The 18,288-nt window shown below is 67.3% G+C and carries 18 protein-coding genes and 1 pseudogene; 10 read left to right on the forward strand and 9 right to left on the reverse strand.

Translation table 11 applies throughout. The annotated features are described in order from the left end of the window. The first annotated feature begins 72 nt into the window (after nucleotides 1-72). Entirely contained in the window at nucleotides 73-774 is a 702-nt protein-coding gene (locus ACYKG1_RS09590; protein WP_262226867.1) for a COG3650 family protein, read from the forward strand. 164 nt (nucleotides 775-938) lie between these two features. On the opposite strand, the gene yeiP is transcribed toward ACYKG1_RS09590, so the two are convergent. From yeiP to ACYKG1_RS09615, 5 genes and pseudogenes are all read right to left on the reverse strand, one after another. Beyond that, nucleotides 939-1,505: an elongation factor P-like protein YeiP gene (yeiP, locus tag ACYKG1_RS09595; RefSeq protein WP_005409468.1), complete on the reverse strand. Its 567-nt coding sequence runs from the start codon at nucleotides 1,503-1,505 to the stop codon at nucleotides 939-941. A 49-nt stretch (nucleotides 1,506-1,554) separates the two neighbouring features. Continuing rightward, nucleotides 1,555-2,325 carry an SDR family oxidoreductase gene (locus ACYKG1_RS09600; protein WP_478472531.1) on the reverse strand — a complete coding sequence of 257 codons (771 nt, stop codon included), beginning with the start codon at nucleotides 2,323-2,325 and terminating at the stop codon, nucleotides 1,555-1,557. Between the two features lie 100 nt (nucleotides 2,326-2,425). Continuing rightward, complete coding sequence (locus ACYKG1_RS09605) at nucleotides 2,426-3,322, reverse strand: hydroxymethylglutaryl-CoA lyase (protein ID WP_008268685.1); 897 nt, start codon at nucleotides 3,320-3,322, stop codon at nucleotides 2,426-2,428. Then, nucleotides 3,322-3,429, reverse strand: a pseudogene (locus tag ACYKG1_RS09610) (VOC family protein); the annotation flags it as partial. The pseudogene ACYKG1_RS09610 and the gene ACYKG1_RS09605, both read right to left, overlap by 1 nt. A 2-nt stretch (nucleotides 3,430-3,431) precedes the next feature. After that, nucleotides 3,432-4,220: an enoyl-CoA hydratase/isomerase family protein gene (locus ACYKG1_RS09615; protein WP_100472150.1), complete on the reverse strand. Its 789-nt coding sequence runs from the start codon at nucleotides 4,218-4,220 to the stop codon at nucleotides 3,432-3,434. Between the two features lie 119 nt (nucleotides 4,221-4,339). Between ACYKG1_RS09615 and ACYKG1_RS09620 the strand changes: the two genes are divergently transcribed. From ACYKG1_RS09620 to ACYKG1_RS09630, 3 genes are read left to right on the forward strand one after another with little or no spacing between them, the layout of a single operon-like run. After that, the gene (locus ACYKG1_RS09620; RefSeq protein ID WP_100472151.1) at nucleotides 4,340-4,594 is read left to right on the forward strand and encodes a FeoA family protein; all 255 of its coding nucleotides are present in this window, start codon (nucleotides 4,340-4,342) and stop codon (nucleotides 4,592-4,594) included. After that, the gene (feoB, locus tag ACYKG1_RS09625; protein ID WP_478472533.1) at nucleotides 4,591-6,453 is read left to right on the forward strand and encodes a ferrous iron transport protein B; all 1,863 of its coding nucleotides are present in this window, start codon (nucleotides 4,591-4,593) and stop codon (nucleotides 6,451-6,453) included. Before ACYKG1_RS09620 ends, feoB begins: the two co-directional genes overlap by 4 nt. Then, a complete protein-coding gene (locus ACYKG1_RS09630) occupies nucleotides 6,453-6,698 on the forward strand; it encodes a DUF6587 family protein (RefSeq protein WP_100472153.1) in 246 nt (81 codons plus the stop codon). The genes feoB and ACYKG1_RS09630 overlap by 1 nt, the downstream gene beginning before the upstream one ends. Nucleotides 6,699-6,779: 81 nt before the next feature. Here ACYKG1_RS09630 and ACYKG1_RS09635 read toward each other — a convergent pair whose 3' ends face one another. The 4 genes from ACYKG1_RS09635 to ACYKG1_RS09650 all read right to left on the reverse strand — a co-directional run bounded on the left by ACYKG1_RS09635 (nucleotide 6,780) and on the right by ACYKG1_RS09650 (nucleotide 9,197). Next, complete coding sequence (locus tag ACYKG1_RS09635) at nucleotides 6,780-7,241, reverse strand: DUF4304 domain-containing protein (RefSeq protein WP_100472154.1); 462 nt, start codon at nucleotides 7,239-7,241, stop codon at nucleotides 6,780-6,782. Nucleotides 7,242-7,398: 157 nt separating this feature from the next. Further along, nucleotides 7,399-7,980 carry an NAD(P)H-dependent oxidoreductase gene (locus ACYKG1_RS09640; RefSeq protein WP_478472535.1) on the reverse strand — a complete coding sequence of 194 codons (582 nt, stop codon included), beginning with the start codon at nucleotides 7,978-7,980 and terminating at the stop codon, nucleotides 7,399-7,401. A 55-nt stretch (nucleotides 7,981-8,035) separates the two neighbouring features. Beyond that, nucleotides 8,036-8,431 carry a MerR family transcriptional regulator gene (locus ACYKG1_RS09645; RefSeq protein ID WP_478472536.1) on the reverse strand — a complete coding sequence of 132 codons (396 nt, stop codon included), beginning with the start codon at nucleotides 8,429-8,431 and terminating at the stop codon, nucleotides 8,036-8,038. A 4-nt stretch (nucleotides 8,432-8,435) separates the two neighbouring features. Beyond that, nucleotides 8,436-9,197 (reverse strand): 3-oxoacyl-ACP reductase, encoded by a 762-nt coding sequence (locus tag ACYKG1_RS09650; protein ID WP_430541860.1) that lies wholly within the window; start codon nucleotides 9,195-9,197, stop codon nucleotides 8,436-8,438. Between the two features lie 138 nt (nucleotides 9,198-9,335). Between ACYKG1_RS09650 and ACYKG1_RS09655 the strand changes: the two genes are divergently transcribed. The 6 genes from ACYKG1_RS09655 (at nucleotide 9,336) to recJ (ending at nucleotide 18,199) form a co-directional block, all read left to right on the forward strand. Beyond that, on the forward strand, nucleotides 9,336-10,007 hold the full coding sequence (locus ACYKG1_RS09655; protein WP_262083486.1) for a 4-hydroxy-tetrahydrodipicolinate reductase: 672 nt from the start codon (nucleotides 9,336-9,338) through the stop codon (nucleotides 10,005-10,007). A 315-nt stretch (nucleotides 10,008-10,322) separates the two neighbouring features. After that, nucleotides 10,323-11,450, forward strand: a complete 1,128-nt coding sequence (carA, locus tag ACYKG1_RS09660; RefSeq protein ID WP_094001949.1) for a glutamine-hydrolyzing carbamoyl-phosphate synthase small subunit — start codon at nucleotides 10,323-10,325, stop codon at nucleotides 11,448-11,450. A 148-nt stretch (nucleotides 11,451-11,598) separates the two neighbouring features. Continuing rightward, the gene (gene carB, locus ACYKG1_RS09665; RefSeq protein ID WP_100472160.1) at nucleotides 11,599-14,841 is read left to right on the forward strand and encodes a carbamoyl-phosphate synthase large subunit; all 3,243 of its coding nucleotides are present in this window, start codon (nucleotides 11,599-11,601) and stop codon (nucleotides 14,839-14,841) included. 8 nt (nucleotides 14,842-14,849) lie between these two features. Continuing rightward, nucleotides 14,850-15,314, forward strand: a complete 465-nt coding sequence (gene greA, locus ACYKG1_RS09670) for a transcription elongation factor GreA (RefSeq protein WP_026347191.1) — start codon at nucleotides 14,850-14,852, stop codon at nucleotides 15,312-15,314. 4 nt (nucleotides 15,315-15,318) lie between these two features. Next, a complete protein-coding gene (locus ACYKG1_RS09675; RefSeq protein ID WP_100472161.1) occupies nucleotides 15,319-16,236 on the forward strand; it encodes a phosphoglycerate mutase in 918 nt (305 codons plus the stop codon). A gap of 205 nt (nucleotides 16,237-16,441) precedes the next feature. Next, on the forward strand, nucleotides 16,442-18,199 hold the full coding sequence (gene recJ / locus ACYKG1_RS09680; RefSeq protein ID WP_478472538.1) for a single-stranded-DNA-specific exonuclease RecJ: 1,758 nt from the start codon (nucleotides 16,442-16,444) through the stop codon (nucleotides 18,197-18,199). Nucleotides 18,200-18,288: the final 89 nt, after the last annotated feature.

An 18,288-nucleotide genomic window follows, 5' to 3' on the forward strand; every position in this document is an offset into this window, starting at 1 on the left:
CCACTTTCAGGCCCCGCTCACCGGCAGGTGGTAGGGTCGAGCCTCTCTGTAGTGTCGACAAGGAGTCGAGCCATGCGTGTAGTTCCCAGTCTGTTGGCAGCCTCCCTCGGGTTGGTGCTGGCCGCGTGCCAGCCGGCCCAGCCGCCCGCCGCCAGCGGCAATGATGCCGCGCCGCCGGCCGCGCCCGAACCAGCGGCCAGCACCGGCGCCGGTACCGGCAGCGAGACCACGTACAAGTGCGGTGATCTGAGCGTGCGCGCCACCTTCAACGGCGAGGATGCGGCCACGGTGGTGATCGGCGAGCGTACTTTCGCCATGACCTCGGAGCGTGCGGCGTCCGGCGCCAAGTACGGCGATGGCCAGGGCAACAGCTTCTGGACCAAGGGCAGCGATGACGGCCTGTTGAGCCTGAAGGGCGAGGCCGATCGCGAGTGCCATGCGGTCGAAGCCACTGAAGGCGACGGAAGTGCCGGCAATGCCGCGTTCCGCGCCACTGGCAACGAACCGGGTTGGCTGGCCATCGTTGACGGCGACACGCCCGGCCTGCAGGTGGAAGTCGATTACGGCGAGCGTCGCTTCGATGTGGCCAAGCCCACCGAAGGCGCTGACGGCTGGAGCGGCAAGGCGTCCGACGGTACCGACGTCAAGCTCAGCTTCCAGCGCACCACCTGCCAGGATGACATGAGTGGCGAAGCGTTCGATGCCAAGGTGAACCTGACCATCGGCACCCGCCAGTATCACGGCTGCGGCAACTTCGGCGCGAAGCAGCCGTAAGCCCTCCGTAGAGCCGAGCCCACGCTCGGCTGCAGTGCCTGTGCAGAGCACAACGCAGCCGGGCGTGGGCTCGGCTCTACACAACTACTACTACCGATGCGCCGCCCGCTGCCTGCGGCGAGCACGCCGCAAGCAGGGACAGGCAAGCGACCAGCGCGAGGCGCTTAGTCGGCACGGCCGGCGAATTCGCCGGTGGCGGTGTTCACCAGCACGCGTTCGCCGTTGACGATGTACTCCGGCACCATGATCTCGATGCCGGTGTTGAGCTTGGCCGGCTTCGGGCGCTTGGTGGCGGTGCCGCCCTTCAGTTCCGGCGGGGTCTCGATCACTTCCAGCACCACCGAAGCCGGCAGCTGGATCGCCACCGGCTGCTCGTCGATCACCTGCACGTAGATACCGGTCAGGCCGTCGGTGATGTAGCCGGCGTCGTCGCCGATCACGTCCGCGTCCAGGGTGTACGGGGTGTAGTCCTCGTCATCGAGGAACACGAAGGCATCGCCGTCCTTGTACGAATAGGTGGACTGGCGGCGCAGCAGTTCGACCTCGACCAGGTTGTCGTCGGCATCGAAGCTGGCATCGAGCTTGTTGCCGCCCGGCACGCTGTACATGATGAAGCGGAAGCGGACGTTGCCGCCGCGACCCTGCGGCGAGCTGCGCTCGATGTCGCGGATCTGGTACACGCCGTTGTTGTACTCGACGACGTTGCCCTTCTTGATGTCGTTGGCTTTCATGATGATGTTGGTCGTTGGGGGAGGGCGCCGTCCCGGCGCCCGGGGGGAATCACTTCGGAGCGAGGCGGGTAGCGCCGTCCAGGCGGATGGTCTCGCCGTTGAGGTAGGTGTTGCCGAGGATGAAGCCGACCAGGCTGGCGAAGTCTTCCGGCTTGCCCAGGCGCGACGGGAACGGGATCGAGGCGGCCAGCGACTGCTGCACGGCTTCGGGCATGCCATCGACCATCGGCGTCCAGAACACGCCGGGCGCAATCGTATTGACGCGGATGCCGAAGCGCGACAGTTCGCGCGCCATCGGCAGCGTCATCGAGACCACGCCGCCCTTGCTGGCGGCATACGCGGCCTGGCCGATCTGGCCTTCATAGGCGGCGATGCTGGCGGTGTTGATGATCACGCCGCGCTCGCCATCGGTGCCGGCGTCGTTGTGCTGCATGCGGTTGGCCGCGGCCTTGGCCACGTTGAAGCTGCCGACCAGGTTGACCATCACCGTGCCCTGGAAGCCGGCCAGCGGCATCGGGCCTTCCTTGCCGAGCACGCGACCAGCGCCGAGGATGCCGGCGCAGTTCATCGCCACGTTCAGGCCGCCGAGGAACTCGTGGGCCTGGTCGATGGCTGCCGAGACGGCCGCTTCATCACTGACGTTGACGTTGAAATAGCGGGCCGTGTCGGCACCCAGCCCGGCAACGGCAGCAGCACCCTTGTCGTCGTTGAGGTCGAACAGGGCCACCTTGCCGCCCTGGGCGACGAGGTGCTGGGCCACGGCCAGGCCGAGACCGGAGACGCCGCCAGTGATCACGGCACGTACGGAAGACAGCTGCATTGCACGGTCCTGCAGGTTCGAGAACCGCCGATTCTAACGGAAGCCGCGACCGCCGCTGTTGTGCACTGCGCCGCCGCTGCAGGGCGGCGCAGTGAGGCGGTCAGCCGGCGGCAGCCAGCGCCTGGCCGGTGCGGCTGGCAGTGGCGCGGCCGAGCAGACCGGCCAGCCAGCGACCGGTCTCGGCCAGTGCCGGCAGGTCCACGCCGCTGTCCAGGCCCAGGCCCTGCAGCAGGTAGACCACGTCCTCGCTGGCGACGTTGCCGCTGGCGCCCTTGGCATATGGGCAGCCACCGGCGCCGGACACCGCGCTGTCGACCACGCGCACGCCTTCTTCCAGGCAGGTGGCGATGTTGGCGATGGCCTGACCGTAGGTGTCGTGGAAGTGCACGGCCAGTGCCGCCATTGGAATCTCGGCGGCAACCGCCTGCAGCATCGCCCGTGCCTTGCGCGGGGTGCCGACGCCGATGGTGTCGCCCAGCGAGATTTCGTAACAGCCCATCTGGTGCAGGGCGCGCGCCACCCGCACCACGTCGGCCAGTGGCACCTCGCCCTGGTAGGGGCAGCCGAGCACGGTGGAGACGTAGCCGCGCACGCGCACGCCATCGGCGGCGGCGCGGCGCAGGATCGGCTCGAACCGGGCCAGCGACTCGTCGATGCCGGCATTGGTGTTGGTGCGGTTGAACGCTTCGGAGGCCGCGGTGAACACGGCCACTTCCTCCACCCCCACTGCGCGGGCGCGGTCGTAGCCCTGTTCGTTCGGCACCAGCACCGGGTAGTGGATGCCCGGCCGGCGTTGGATGCCGGCATAGACCTCGGCGGCGTCGGCCAGCTGCGGGATCCACTTCGGGCTGACGAAGCTGGTCGCCTCGATGCTGCGCAGGCCGGTGGCCGACAGGCGGTTGATCAGTTCGATCTTGTCGGCGGTGGACACCGACTGCTTTTCGTTCTGCAGGCCGTCACGCGGGCCGACCTCGACGATGCGGACGTAGTCGCTCATGCGGCCACCTCCATCACCATGCCGATCTGCAGTGGCGCCAGTGCCTGTGGGAAGAAGGTCTTGCTGCGTGCCAGGTCGGCGTTGGTCAAACCAAGATGATCGAGCATGTTCAGGCTTCCGTGACCCAATGGGGGGCGCGCTTGTCGAGGAAGGCGCCCAGGCCTTCCTGGCCCTCGGCGGACACCCGCAGGCGCGCGATCAGGGCGGCATTGTCGCGATCCAGGGCGTCGCGGTCATGGCTGTCACGGACCTGCCTCACCAGCTGTTTGGCGGTGGACGAGGCGATCGGGCCGGCCTTGTCGAGCAGGGCCAGCTGGCGCTCCAGCGCTTCGTCCAGGCGTTCGGGCTCGACCAGTTGGTGGACCAGGCCGATGCGCAGCGCGGTTTCGGCGTCGAAATGCTCGCCGGTGGCGAACCAGCGACGGGCCTGGCGCGGGCCGATGGCCTCGATCACATAGGGGGAGATCACCGCCGGCAGCAGCCCCAGGCGGCTTTCGGTCAGGCCGAATCGGGCCGAGGTGGTGGCAATGGCGATGTCGCAGCAGGCGACCAGGCCGACGCCACCACCAAAGGCTGCGCCGTGGACCCGGGCCAGGGTCGGCTTGGGCAGTTCGTCCAGGGTGCGCATCAGCCGGGCCAGGGCCAGAGAGTCCTCGCGGTTGTCGGCCTCGCTGGCCGCGGCCATGCCGCGCATCCACTGCATGTCGGCACCGGCCGAGAAGGACGCACCGTGCCCGGCCACCACCACCGCGCGTACCGCGTCATCGCGCCCGGCGGCCTCCAGGGCGGCGGTCAGCCGCGCGATCAGGCCGGCATCAAAGGCGTTGTGCAGCTCCGGCCGGTTCAGCCAGAGGGTGAGGACAGCGCCACGGCGCTCGATCTGCAAAGCATCGTTCATGGGATTCCAGGGTCACTCCATACCTGTATGGATCATAGCGGGCCATTGGTCATGGGCCATGACGCGACGCGGGAATGTTAGAATCGAGAACCATTTACATCCAGCAGAGAATGCGCTAGATGACGCTGTCCGAACTGCCGCTGCACACCTCGGCCGTGGTCGAGTCCGTGCAGGACCTCCATGCCAACGATGCCATCGCCCGTCGCCTGCGCGAACTGGGTTTCGTGCAGGGCGAGGAAGTGCGCCTGGTGGCCAAGGGTCCGGTCGGTGGCGAGCCGCTGCTGGTGCAGGTCGGGTTCACTCGGTTCGCACTGCGGATCAGTGAAGCCAAGCGCGTCGTGGTCGACGCCAATCGCCAGGAGCGTCGCGCATGACCGCTGCAGCCTCTACCGCACCCCTGCGCATCGCGCTGGTCGGAAACCCCAACAGCGGCAAGACCGCGCTGTTCAACCAGCTGACCGGCAGCCGGCAGAAGGTCGCCAACTACACCGGCGTCACCGTCGAACGCAAGGAAGGCCGCCTGCGTGCGCCGTCCGGCCGTGAATTCGCGGTGCTCGACCTGCCGGGCGCCTACAGCCTGCACCCGGCCAGCCTGGACGAAGCGATCACCCGCGACCTGTGCCGGGGCTTCTACCCGGGCGAAGCCGCACCTGACGTGCTGCTGTGCGTGATCGACGCCACCAACCTGCGCCTGCACCTGCGCTTTGCGCTGGAACTGCGTGAGCTCGGCAAGCCGATGGTGGTGGCGCTGAACATGGTCGATGCGGCCCAGCGCCGCGGCATCCAGGTGGATGTGGTCGCGCTGGAGCGCGAGCTGGGCGTGCCGGTGGTGGAGACCGTGGCGGTGCGCAAGCAGGGCGCCAAGGCCCTGGTCGAGCGTCTCGACGCCATGGTGCCGCACCTGGATGCGCCGGTGCCGGGCCCGGAAGGTGGCATCGATTACCACGCCAAGGTGCGCGAGATCCTGTCGGTGGCCGTGCGCATGCCGGCGCGGACCGCGAAGATCGACGACACACTGGACCGCTGGCTCCTGCACCCGGTGTTCGGCCTGATCACCCTGGTTGTGGTGATGTTCCTGATCTTCCAGGCGGTGTTCGCCTGGGCGACGCCGCTGATGGATGGCATCGAGGCCGGCTTTGCCTGGCTCGGTGAGCTGGCCGCCAGCGTGTTGCCGGCAGGGCCGCTGACCAGTCTGCTGACCGACGGCATCATCGCCGGCCTGGGGGGCGTGGTGGTGTTCCTGCCACAGATCCTGATTCTGTTCGCCTTCATCCTGGCGCTGGAAGAGTCCGGCTACCTGCCGCGTGCAGCGTTCCTGCTCGACCGGATGATGGCGGCGGCCGGCCTGTCGGGGCGGTCGTTCATCCCGTTGCTGTCCAGCTTCGCCTGCGCGGTGCCGGGCATCATGGCCACGCGCAGCATCCAGGACCCGCGTGACCGCCTGGCCACGATCCTGGTGGCACCGCTGATGACCTGCTCGGCACGCCTGCCGGTCTATGCACTGCTGATCGGCGCGTTCATTCCTGCCGGCAGGATCGGCATCTTCAATCAGCAGGGCCTGGTGCTGTTCGGCCTGTATGTGGCCGGTATCCTCAGCGCGCTGGTGATGTCGTGGGTGATGAAGAAGTGGCGCCGCGACAAGAGCGAGCACCCGTTGATGCTGGAGCTGCCGTCGTACCGCATTCCGCATCCGCGTGACCTCGCCGTTGGCCTGTACGAGCGCGGCATGATCTTCCTCAAGCGCGTCGGCGGCATCATCCTGGCGCTGACCATCCTGTTGTGGTTCCTGCTGTCGTTCCCGGGCGCGCCCGCCGACGCGACGATGCCGGCCATCGATTACAGCTACGCCGGCCAGATCGGCCATGCGATGACGGCGATCTTCGCGCCGCTGGGCTTCAACTGGCAGATCTGCATCGCGCTGATTCCGGGCCTTGCTGCGCGTGAAGTGGCGGTGTCCTCGCTGGCGACGGTGTATGCGCTGTCGGCTGCCGATGACGACGCGGCGATCTCCGCATTGTCGCCGGTGGTGGCGGATGGCTGGTCGCTGGCTACTGGCCTGGCCTTGCTGGTGTGGTTCATCTACGCCCCGATGTGCATCTCGACGCTGGCCACCATCAAGCGCGAGACCAACTCGTGGAAGCAGATGGGCTTCGCCGCGTTCTACCTGTTCGCGGCGGCCTACGTTGCCGCGCTGATCACCTACCAGGTGACCAAGGCGCTGGGAGGCGGCTGATGGACCGTGGATTGCTGCTGCAGTACCTGATCGTCGCGGTGGCCGTGCTGGTCAGTGCGTGGGTGGTGCTGAAGAAGCAGTTCCCGGGCACCGTGCGCAGGCTGCGCGGAGCACTGGCACTGGCGCTGCTGAAGCCGGGCCGCGCCGCCTGGCTGCAGGCGCTGGGGCGGAAGATCGCACCGCCGGCCACGGGCGGCGGTGGTGCCTGTGGCGGTTGCGACAGCTGCGGGCCGACCGGGAAGTAGCGTCGAGCTTGCTCGACTGTGGCCGCCTGGGGCGAACGTTCGCCCGGTGGGTGCGAACCTTGGTTCGCACGCTTCCGGGATTCAGACCTCTCTGCGGATGATCGCGCGGAAGCTTCCATCCTGATTCAATCGCCGTACCGATTTCCGGTTTCCATGGGCCGCCGCGAAACCCGCCACATCGGCAAGGGCGTCGAGCAGCAGGCATTTCATGCCATCGCGATTGCCGGCCTGCAGAAGATCTTCAAGATCCTGCTGGATGAAGGCCCGGCGAAGGCCTGGCGTTTCTTCGATCCGCCAGTCGACATGGGGCGTGGGAATGCTGGAGCGATACCGGAAAGCCGTTTCAAGATCATCAGGCGCGAGGGGATACTCCAGCAGCTCTGGAAAGTAGAGCCCGGCATTCACATAGAAGCCCCGGCTTTCGCTGGCGCGTTGGTGGTTCACAACCAGCAGGGCGTCATCCAGCAAGCGGTAGCGGGTCGTCGACGTCCCGGCAAAGCCGGTCTTCCTGGCGCATTTGCTGAAGACGGTCGAGGATTTCATGGGCTTTGCCTGGGCCGGAAGAAGGGCCCACAGCCTTGAGGCGCAGTGCCTTGGGGTCAATTGGCAAACGCGACACGTGCAACGAGCGCCCCAGGTGGGCAAGAACCTTCCAGGTGGGTGCGAACCTTGGTTCGCACGCCTTGCCGATGGCCTGAATCTACCGAACCCGCGCTCCCAGCTCTGCTGCCAACGCCAGCCATCGCTCCCGCTGCGCCGGGCTGCTGCTGCGTACCGCACCGAGACGGCTGACCCGCACCGGGCGGATGCCGCAGAACTCCAGGATGGTGGCGCGGATCTGGCTGATGCCCGGGTCGCGGTAGATCCAGCGGTAATACCAGGGCGGCGTATCCAGCGTGGTGATCACCCGTGCGCTGCGCCCGGCCAGCAGCCGGTCCCACCACACCGAATCGCGCCGGTAGCGGAAGGCGTAGCCCGGCAACAGCATGCGATCGAAAAAGCCCTTCAGCAGCGCCGGCATCGCACCCCACCAGGTGGGATAGACCAGCACCAGGTGATCGCAGACATCGATCGCATCCGCCGCGTCCTGCAGGTCGGCTTCCAGCGGCTGGATCTGGCGGTAGCCATGCCGCAGCACCGGATCGAACTCGAGTTCACCCAATGCGATCAGGCGCACCCGGTGGCCAGCATTCTCGGCGGCAGTGGCGTAGCGCTGGGCAAGGGCGCCGCACAGGCTGTCGCGGTCGGGATGGCCGAGCAGGATCAGGATGGAGCGGGACACGGCAACCTCGGGCAATGGAAAGAGCGCGAGGTTGGGCTGTGCCCCAGGGGCAGAGTCAAACGCCAGCGGTGCAGCCGCTGGGTTCCAGGATGCAGTCGCCGCTGCCGGAGTGCAGCCACTGCCGCAGTTCGTCGCTGACCTGCTGCAGGTCGAGCTCGACCTGCGCCAGCCGTGCCCGCTCGCTGGCAATGCGGTTGCGCTGCTGCTCAAGCAGGGCCAGCACGGCCGGCCAGTCGAGCCGTCCATCCCGGCCCTGCACGCGGGAGACGGCGGCCAGCGTGATGCCCAGCGCCAACGCCTGGCGGATCAGCTGCACCCAGGCCACGTCCTGTTCGCTGTAGTCGCGATAGCGGTTCAGGCGTGGCACCGGCGGCAGCAGTCCGCGCGCCTCGTAGAGGCGGATGGCCTTGGCGCTGGCCCCGGTCAGGCGGCTGACCTCGGAAATGCGCATTGGCTCAGTCCCGCACCAGCCCGCCATCGACCACCAGATTCTGCCCGGTCACCGCGCGCGACCAGGGGCTGGCGAAGAACAGCGCGGCATCGGCGAACTCGGCCGGCGTGGTGACGCTGCGCAGTGGCGTGTTTGCGGCGATGTAGTCGAACACTGCTTCGGGCGTGGCGGCGCTGGCATCGGTAGTGCGCAGCAGGCCGCCCGACAGCATGTTCACGGTGATGCCATGCGGGCCGAGGTCGCCGGCGAGGGTGCGGGTCAGCGACAGCAGCGCGGCCTTGGCGGCGGTGTAGTCGTGGTAGGGCACCACTGGGTTCTGGAACAGGTTGGTGCCGATGTTGATCACGCGCCCGAAGCGACGGGCCTGCATGCCGGGCAGGGCGGCCTGCACGGTGTTCAGTGCGCCACGTACGCTGCCCTCGAACTGTGCCTGGAACGCCGGCCAGCCGATGTCGGCGGCGCCGTCGCGGGCATCGCCATTGAACGAGAAGGTGGCCAGTGCGTTGTTGACCACGGTGGTGACGCCTTGGCCGAAGTGGCCCAGCGCCTGCTGCAGCATCGCATCGACCTGGCCGCGGTCGGTGACGTCGGCCGGCAGCGCGATCGCCTGTCCGCCGAGCTCCGCGGACAGCGCACGTGCGGCACCTTCGCTGCGGTGATAGTTGACGATGACGCGCGCGCCCTGCCCAGCGAACGCGCGGGCGATGTACTGGCCGAGGCCGCGGCCGGCACCGGTGACCAGCACCAGCTGTTCGCTGATCTGCATGAGGGGGCTGCCATCCATTGCATGAAAGGGCATGCAGCGTAGCAGTGATGGCGCTTGCCGGAGCAGGCGTGCTGCCGCTAGCCTGCAGGCATGAACCAGACTCCCCTGCGATTGCTCATTCACGGTGCCTCCGGGCGCATGGGCCAGGCCCTGCTGCGGCTGGCCGCCGAACATCCCGATACCCTGCAGATCGTGGCTGCAGTGACCGGCCGTGCGCCGGCCCAGCGCGTGGTCGACGGCGTGCCGTTCTTCGCGGCCAGCGAACTGCCCGGTGCGCCGGTGTTCGACGTAGCGATCGACTTCAGCCTGCCGGAGGGCTTCGACCCCGTGCTGGCGCTGTGCGTGGAGCGGGGAGCCGGCCTGGTCTCGGGTACCACCGGCATCTCCAGCACGCAGCGGCAGGCGCTGGAGGCCGCGGCGGCGTCCATCCCGCTGGTCTGGGCGTCGAATTTCAGCCTGGGTGTGGCGGTGCTGGACGAGCTGGTCGAACGCGCCGCGCAGGCGCTGGCCGGCTGGGACTGTGACATCGTCGAGTCGCACCATACGCAGAAGAAGGACGCGCCGTCGGGCACTGCGCTGACCTTGGGGGCGGCCGCGCAGCGGGGCGGGGCGGAGCCGCATTACGCCAGCCTGCGTGCCGGTGACATCGTTGGCGAGCATCTGGTGCAGTTCACCGGGCTGGGTGAGCGCATCGAGCTGGTGCATCGGGCCACCAACCGCGACATCTTCGCCCGCGGTGCGCTGTTCGCCGCCCGCCAGCTGCAGGGCCGGGCGCCCGGCAGCTACCGGGTGCGCGACCTGCTGCAGTAAGGCGGGCTGATTCCTGGGGTCGGATCCCTTTCCAGCGGAAAGGGCTCTGACCCCATTTGCGGGCATCCGGGCCAGAGCCTTTCCCTGCCGGGAAAGGATCCGACCCCGGCCGGATTGAAATGAATGCGCAATCGCCTGTTCATGAAGCGCGATAACCGCTGGCGCGAGCGCCCCGGCAGCGCTACAATTCGCACTCGCCGAATCACGAAAGCCGGACCGGTCCCAGACCGTACGTCCGCGCTTTTTTGCAACCGGATTTCCGTGAAGCGCAGGCGTGACTTCGGCAGCCCCCTCGGTAGCCAAAGTGAGATTCCCGTGACCCAAGCCGCAATCCTCGTCCTCGAAGACGGCACCGTATTCGAGGGCGAATCCGTAGGCGCGCCCGGCCTGTCCGTCGGTGAGGTGGTGTTCAACACCGCCATGACCGGCTACCAGGAAGTGCTGACCGACCCGTCCTACGCCCGGCAGATGGTCACGCTGACCTATCCGCATATCGGTAACACCGGCATGACCGACCAGGACAATGAAGCGTCCAAGGTGTGGTCGGCCGGCCTGATCGTGCGCGACGTGCCGCGCCGTCCCAGCAACTGGCGCAGCCAGGTGTCGCTGCAGGACTGGCTGATCCAGCGCGGCGTGGTCGCCATCGCCGGCATCGACACCCGCAAGCTGACCCGCATCCTGCGCGAGAAGGGCGCGCAGAACGGTGCGCTGATGGCCGGCGATATCGACGTGGAAAAGGCACTGGAAGCCGCCCGCAAGTTCCCCGGCCTGAAGGGCATGGATCTGGCCAAGGTCGTCACTACCGAGAAGACCTACACCTGGACCGAGGGCCAGCTGGACCTGGACGCCAACGCCTTCGTCAGTGTGCCGGCGAAGTTCAAGGTCGTGGCCTACGATTTCGGCGTGAAGACCAACATCCTGCGCATGCTGGCCGAGCGTGGCTGTGAAGTGACCGTGGTGCCGGCACAGACTCCGGCCGCCGAAGTGCTGGCACTTAAGCCGGACGGCGTGTTCCTGTCCAACGGCCCGGGTGACCCGGAACCGTGCGACTACGCCATCGAAGCGATCAAGACCTTCATCGACGTGAAGATCCCGACTTTCGGCATCTGCCTGGGCCACCAGCTGCTGGGCCTGGCCTCGGGCGCGCAGACCATGAAGATGGGCCACGGCCACCATGGTGCCAACCACCCGGTGCAGGACCTGGACAGCGGCCGGGTGATGATCACCTCGCAGAACCACGGCTTCGCGATCGATGAAGCGACCCTGCCGCCGACCCTGCGCGTGACCCACCGCTCGCTGTTCGATGGCACCAACCAGGGTGTCGCCCGCACCGACGTGCCGGCGTTCTCGTTCCAGGGCCACCCGGAAGCGTCGCCGGGCCCGACCGATGTCGGTCCGCTGTTCGACCGCTTCGTGGTGCTGATGGAGCAGGCCAAGGCGTGATCAGTACGCCGCCGGCCCCCCGGTGGCGTCGCGATGGACCGTAAACCCCGCAACGCTGCTGCCGCTGGCGCGGCGCTGCGGATCAAGATTCCTGATCGACAGCGTGCGATCACCCCCCTTGTCACGCTGTACTGACTTAGAGAAGAAAATGCCCAAGCGCACTGACCTCAAGACCATCCTCATCATCGGTGCTGGCCCGATCGTCATCGGCCAGGCCTGCGAGTTCGACTACTCCGGCGCCCAGGCCTGCAAGGCCCTGCGTGACGAGGGTTACCGCGTGGTGCTGGTCAACAGCAACCCGGCCACGATCATGACCGACCCGGAGATGGCCGATGCCGTCTACATCGAGCCGATCAACTGGCAGACGGTCGAGAAGATCATCGCCAAGGAAAAGCCCGATGCACTGCTGCCGACCATGGGTGGCCAGACCGCGCTGAACTGCGCGCTGGACCTGGCCGACAACGGCGTGCTGGAGAAGTACAACGTCGAACTGATCGGCGCCAAGCGCGAAGCGATCCGCATGGCCGAAGACCGCGAGCTGTTCCGCGTGGCCATGGGTGAGATCGGCCTGGAATGCCCGACCGCCGCCGTCGCCCACACCCTGGACGAAGCGCTGGAGATCCAGACCCGCGTCGGCTACCCGACCATCATCCGTCCCAGCTTCACCCTGGGCGGCAGCGGTGGCGGCATCGCCTACAACCGCGAAGAGCTGGTCGAGATCGTCAGCCGCGGCCTGGAACTGTCGCCGACCACCGAAGTGCTGGTGGAAGAGTCGGTGCTGGGCTGGAAGGAGTTCGAGATGGAAGTGGTCCGCGATACCGCGGACAACTGCATCATCGTCTGCTCGATCGAGAACCTGGACCCGATGGGCGTGCACACCGGTGACTCGATCACCGTGGCCCCGGCGCAGACCCTGACCGACAAGGAATACCAGCGCCTGCGCGATGCCTCCATCGCCGTGCTGCGCAAGATCGGCGTCGATACCGGTGGCTCGAACGTGCAGTTCGGCATCAACCCGAAGACCGGCCGCGTGGTCGTCATCGAGATGAACCCGCGCGTGTCGCGTTCCTCGGCGCTGGCCTCCAAGGCCACCGGCTTCCCGATCGCCAAGGTCGCCGCCAAGCTGGCCGTGGGTTACACCCTGGACGAACTGAAGAACGAGATCACCGGTGGCCTGACCCCGGCCTCGTTCGAGCCGTCGATCGACTACGTCGTCACCAAGATCCCGCGCTTCGCCTTCGAGAAGTTCCCGGCCGCCGATGCCCGCCTGACCACCCAGATGAAGTCCGTGGGCGAGGTGATGGCGATGGGCCGCACCTTCCAGGAATCGGTGCAGAAGGCCCTGCGTGGCCTGGAAACCGGCAAGGTCGGCTTCGACCCGACCGGCCTGGACCTGGGCAACGAAGAAGACCTGCAGACCCTGCGTCGCGAGCTGAAGGCCCCGGGCCCGGAGCGCCTGTTCTTCGTCGCCGATGCGTTCCGCGCCGGCATGAGCGTGGAAGAGATCTACGCGCTGTCGTTCATCGACCACTGGTTCCTGGACCAGATCGAGGAAATCATCGCTGCCGAGGCTGAAGTCGCTGCCGGTGGCATCGACGCGCTGGACGCCGCACGCCTGCGCAAGCTCAAGCGCGCTGGTTTCTCCGACGCGCGCCTGGCGCAGCTGACCGGCACCAACGAAGCCGCCATCCGCGCGCTGCGTCGTGCGCACAAGGTGCGCCCGGTCTACAAGCGCGTGGACTCCTGCGCCGGTGAGTTCTCCACCGGTACCGCCTACCTGTACTCGACCTACGAGGACGAGTGCGAGGCCGCGCCGAGCAACCGCGACAAGATCATGATCCTGGGCGGTGGCCCGAACCGCATCGGCCAAGGCATCGAGTTCGACTACTGCTGCGTGCACGCGGCACTGGCGCTGCGCGAGGATGGCTATGAAACCATCATGGTCAACTGCAACCCGGAAACCGTGTCGACCGACTACGACACCTCCGACCGCCTGTACTTCGAACCGCTGACCCTGGAAGACGTGCTGGAAATCGTCGAACTGGAACAGCCGAAGGGCGTGATCGTGCAGTACGGCGGCCAGACCCCGCTGAAGCTGGCGCGCGCGCTGGAAGCCAACGGCGTGCCGGTGATCGGCACCAGCCCGGACTCGATCGATCTGGCCGAAGACCGCGAGCGCTTCCAGCAGCTGGTGGACACGCTGGGCCTGAAGCAGCCGCCGAACCGCATCGCCCGCAACGACCAGGAAGCCCTGCTGCTGGCCCGCGAGATCGGCTACCCGCTGGTGGTGCGCCCGAGCTACGTGCTGGGCGGCCGCGCGATGGAAATCGTCTATGGCGAAGCCGACCTGGCCCGCTATGTGCGCGACGCGGTGAAGGTGTCCAACGATTCGCCGGTGCTGCTGGACCGCTTCCTCGACAATGCCGTGGAGTGCGACGTCGACATCATTGCCGATGCCCAGGGCAACGTCCTGATCGGCGGCGTGATGGAGCACATCGAAGAAGCCGGCGTGCACTCGGGCGATTCCTCGTGCTCGCTGCCGCCGTACTCGCTGTCGGCTGAAACCCAGGCCGAGCTGCGCCGCCAGGTGGTGGAACTGGCCAAGGCCCTGAACGTGGTCGGCCTGATGAACACCCAGTTCGCGATCCAGACCAGTGATGAAGGTGCCGACACCATCTACCTGCTGGAAGTGAACCCGCGTGCCTCGCGCACCGTGCCGTTCGTGTCCAAGGCCACGGGCATGCCGCTGGCCAAGATCGCCGCCCGCTGCATGGCCGGCAAGAGCCTGGCCGAGCAGGGCGCGACCAAGGAAATCGTGCCGGACTACTACTCGGTGAAGGAAGCGATCTTCCCGTTCGCCAAGTTCCAGGGCGTCGACCCGATCCTTGGGCCGGAGATGCGCTCCACCGGTGAGGTGATGGGCGTGGGCCGCACCTTCAACGCCGCCTTCGCGCGTGCGCAGGAAGCCGGAGGCATCAAGGCGCCGCCGGTCGGCAAGGCCTTCGTCTCGGTGCGTGATCCGGACAAGAAGCGCGTGCTGCCGGTCGCCAAGGCGCTGCTGGCGCGTGGCTACAGCCTGGTCGCCACCCGCGGCACCGCCGCGTGGCTGCAGCAGCACGGCATGGACTGCGAGATCATCAACAAGGTGGTCGAAGGCCGTCCGCACATCGTCGATTCGATCAAGAACGGCGAGATCGTCTACATCGTCAACACGACCGAAGGTCGTTCGGCGATCAACGACTCGTTCTCGATCCGTCGCGAGGCGCTGCAGCATCGCGTCACCTACTCGACCACCATTGCCGGCGCCAAGGCGCTGGTGGATTCACTGGAATTCCGCGGCACCGGCCCCGTCTGGTCGCTGCAGGAGCTGCACAAGGAGTTGAATGCATGAGAGCCCCCATCACGATGAAGGGCGCGCAGAAGCTGCGCGACGAACTGGATCACCTGAAATCGGTCAAGCGCCCGAAGGTGATCGCCGCGATCGCCGAAGCGCGTGAGCATGGCGACCTGAAGGAGAATGCCGAGTACCACGCCGCGCGCGAGGAACAGGGCTTCATCGAAGGCCGCATCAAGCAGCTGGAAGGCGAGCTGTCGCACGCCGAGATCATCGACGTGAGCAAGCTCAATGCCGGCTCCAAGGTGGTGTTCGGCGCCAGCGTGACCCTGGCCGACGTGGAAACCGACGAAGAGAAGAAGTACCAGATCGTCGGTGACCTGGAAGCGGACATCAAGCTGGGCCTGATCGCCATCTCCTCGCCGGTGGCGCGTGCGATGATCGGCAAGCTGGAAGGCGATTCGATCGTGATCGATGCCCCGGCCGGCCAGCGCGAGTACGAGATCGTCAGCGTCAGCTACGTGGACTGACACGGTGGCAACGGCGACCCTGCTGTTGCCGGCGCGCAGCCGCTTTGCCGCGGCTGCGCTGCCGGACGATGTGGCGCGTGCGCTCGGCCGCGCCACGGCCGTGCAGGTCGCACCGGGCGAACGCGCGCAGCTGACGCGCCATTTCACGGTTAACGCGCCGCACTGGCCGGTGGCCGCGTTGACCCGCCAGCGTGACGTTGGCGATGCCGCCGGCGCCAGCTGGCTGCGCGCCGATCCGGCCTGCATGGTGCCGGACATGCATGGCGCGCGGATGATGGCCTACGGCGAAACCCTGCGGCCGACGCTGGCTGACTGCCTGGCCCTGCTGCCGGTGCTGCAGCCGTTGTTCGCCGATGCCGGGTTCGTGCTAGACGCACCGGATCCTGCGCGCTGGTACCTGCGGCTTCCGATCGACCTGGCCCTGCCGGACTTCGACAGTCCGGACGAGGTGCTGGGCGATGACCTGTTCTCGCACCTGCCGGAAGGCGAGGGCGGTCGCCGCTGGCGGGCGCTGATGACCGAAGCGCAGGTGCTGCTGCACAACCATTCCTGGAACCAGCAGCGCGCCGCGCAGGGACAACAGCCGATCAATTCGCTGTGGTTCTGGGGTGGCGGCGTGATGCCGGTCTCGGTCAGTACGCCGCACGCCCAGGTGCGCAGCCGCGATGCGCTGCTGCAGGGCCTGGCCCTGGCGGCTGGCGTAGCCGTGGATGGCGAGCAGGCGGTGGATGCGCTGGTCGATCTGCGCCAGCTTCGCTCTTTACAGCAGCTCGGCAACGATGCGATTCGCCCGCTGCTGGCCGCGCTGAGGCGTGGCGAGCTGCAGCGGCTGGTGCTGGATTTCGAGGATGGCCTGCAGTTCCAGCTGGACCGCGGCCAGCGCTGGCAGTTCTGGAAGAAGCCGCGGCAACTTCACGATTGATCGGGGTCGGATCCGTTTTCCATGGGAAAACGGCTCTGACCCCCGATGATTGCCGGGGTTGTCGGCCAGCGGCCGGCACTACCGCAGGTAACGGGCGAAGCCCTGCAAGCCTCAACGAACCTCGCTGACCACCGTCGGAAGCGTCCAATCCCCGCCGTTCCCGCGCGCGGTATCATCCCTCTGTCTTTCGTAACCGGCGATGCCGATGTCCCTTGCCGCCGATGCCGCGCAGCCCAGCTCTGATACGCCGATGATCCGCCGCCGCGATGCGGTCGTGCCCGGCAGCTGGCCGGAGGGCACGCTGCCGTTGCTGGCGCGTCTTTATGCCAATCGTGGCGCAGGCACACCGGAACTGGCACTGCCGAAGCTGGGCAGCCTGCATGCGCCCGAGCTGCTGACCGGCATCGATGATGCGGTAGGCCTGCTGGTCGAGGCCATCGCCAATGACAAGCGCATCCTGGTGGTTGGCGATTTCGATTGCGATGGCGCCACCGCCTGTGCGGTCGGCGTGCGAGGCCTGCGCATGCTCGGCGCGCAGCACGTCTTCCACGCGGTGCCGAACCGCATGGTGCACGGCTACGGCCTGTCGCCGTCACTGGTGGAGGAGCTGGCCGAGCTGAAGCCGGACCTGCTGGTCACGGTCGATCACGGTATTGCCTGCCACGCGGGCGTGACTGCGGCCAAGGCACGTGGCTGGCAGGTGCTGGTCACCGATCACCATCTGCCGGGCCCGCAGTTGCCGCCGGCCGATGTCATCGTCGATCCCAATCTGGACGGCGATGCCTTTCCCAGCAAGTCGCTGGCCGGCGTCGGCGTGATCTTCTACGTGCTGATGGCGCTGCGCCGGCAGATGCGCGAGGCCGGTGTCTTTGCCGATGGCAAGGGCCCGGACCTGACCACGCTGCTGGACCTGGTGGCGGTCGGCACCGTTGCCGACCTGGTGGCGCTGGATCCGAATAATCGTGCACTCGTCAGTGCAGGGCTGCGCCGGCTGCGTGCAGGGCAGGGCTGTGTCGGCCTGCGTGCGCTGATCGAAGCCAGCGGCCGTGACGCCGCGCGACTGACCGCAACTGATATCGGCTTCGCGCTCGGCCCGCGCCTGAACGCTGCGGGCCGGCTGGAGGACATGGCACTGGGCATTGCGCTGCTGCTGACCGAAGACCCACGCCAAGCGCGCGAGATCGCGCAGACGCTGGAGCAGATCAATTCGGAACGGCGCGCGGTGCAGCAATCGATGACCGATGACGCCGAGCAGGCGTTGGCCCGCGTGGTGCTGGACATGGCAGGGCAGCGCCCTGTGGCGGCCTGTTTGTTCGATGCCGACTGGCACCCGGGCGTGGTGGGACTGGTCGCGTCGAAGATGAAGGATCGCCTGCATCGCCCGGTGGTCGCCTTCGCCCCGGCCGAACCGGGCGCCGACACGCTGCGTGGCTCGGCGCGCTCGATTCCCGGCCTGCACATCCGTGACGCGCTGGCACTGGTCGACGCGCGCCATCCGGGCCTGATCGAACGCTTCGGTGGCCACGCCATGGCGGCCGGCCTCAGCCTGCGGCTTGATCATGTTGACGCCTTCAAGGCGGCCTTCGTCGCTGTCGTGCTGGAAATGCTCGACCCGGCGGCACTGCAGCAGCAGGTGCTCAGCGACGGCGAACTGGCCGCCGACGAGCTCGACCATCGCCACGCCGACGCGCTGCGCTTGGCCGGGCCGTGGGGGCAGGGCTTCCCCGAGCCGCTGTTCGACGGCCACTTCGAGGTGGCCAACTGGCGCGTTCTGAAGGAGCGCCACCTGAAGCTGGAACTGCGGCTGCCAGGCGTACCCGGCACGATCAACGCGATTCATTTCGGTGGCTGGCACGGCAACGCGCCGGGCCGCCACCTGCATCTCGCCTACCGGCTCGCCTGCGACGACTATCGCGGCGGCAGCGCCATCCAGCTGATCGTGGAGCACTGCCTCCCTGCATGAAAAAAGGGACGGAGGGGATTAAGTCGTTCTTGCCTTGTTTGCCAATTGCGACTTAATCCCCTCCGTCCCCTTTTTGGGGGTCTCGCCAA

The organism is Stenotrophomonas sp. 85239_Sma, assembly GCF_056481725.1.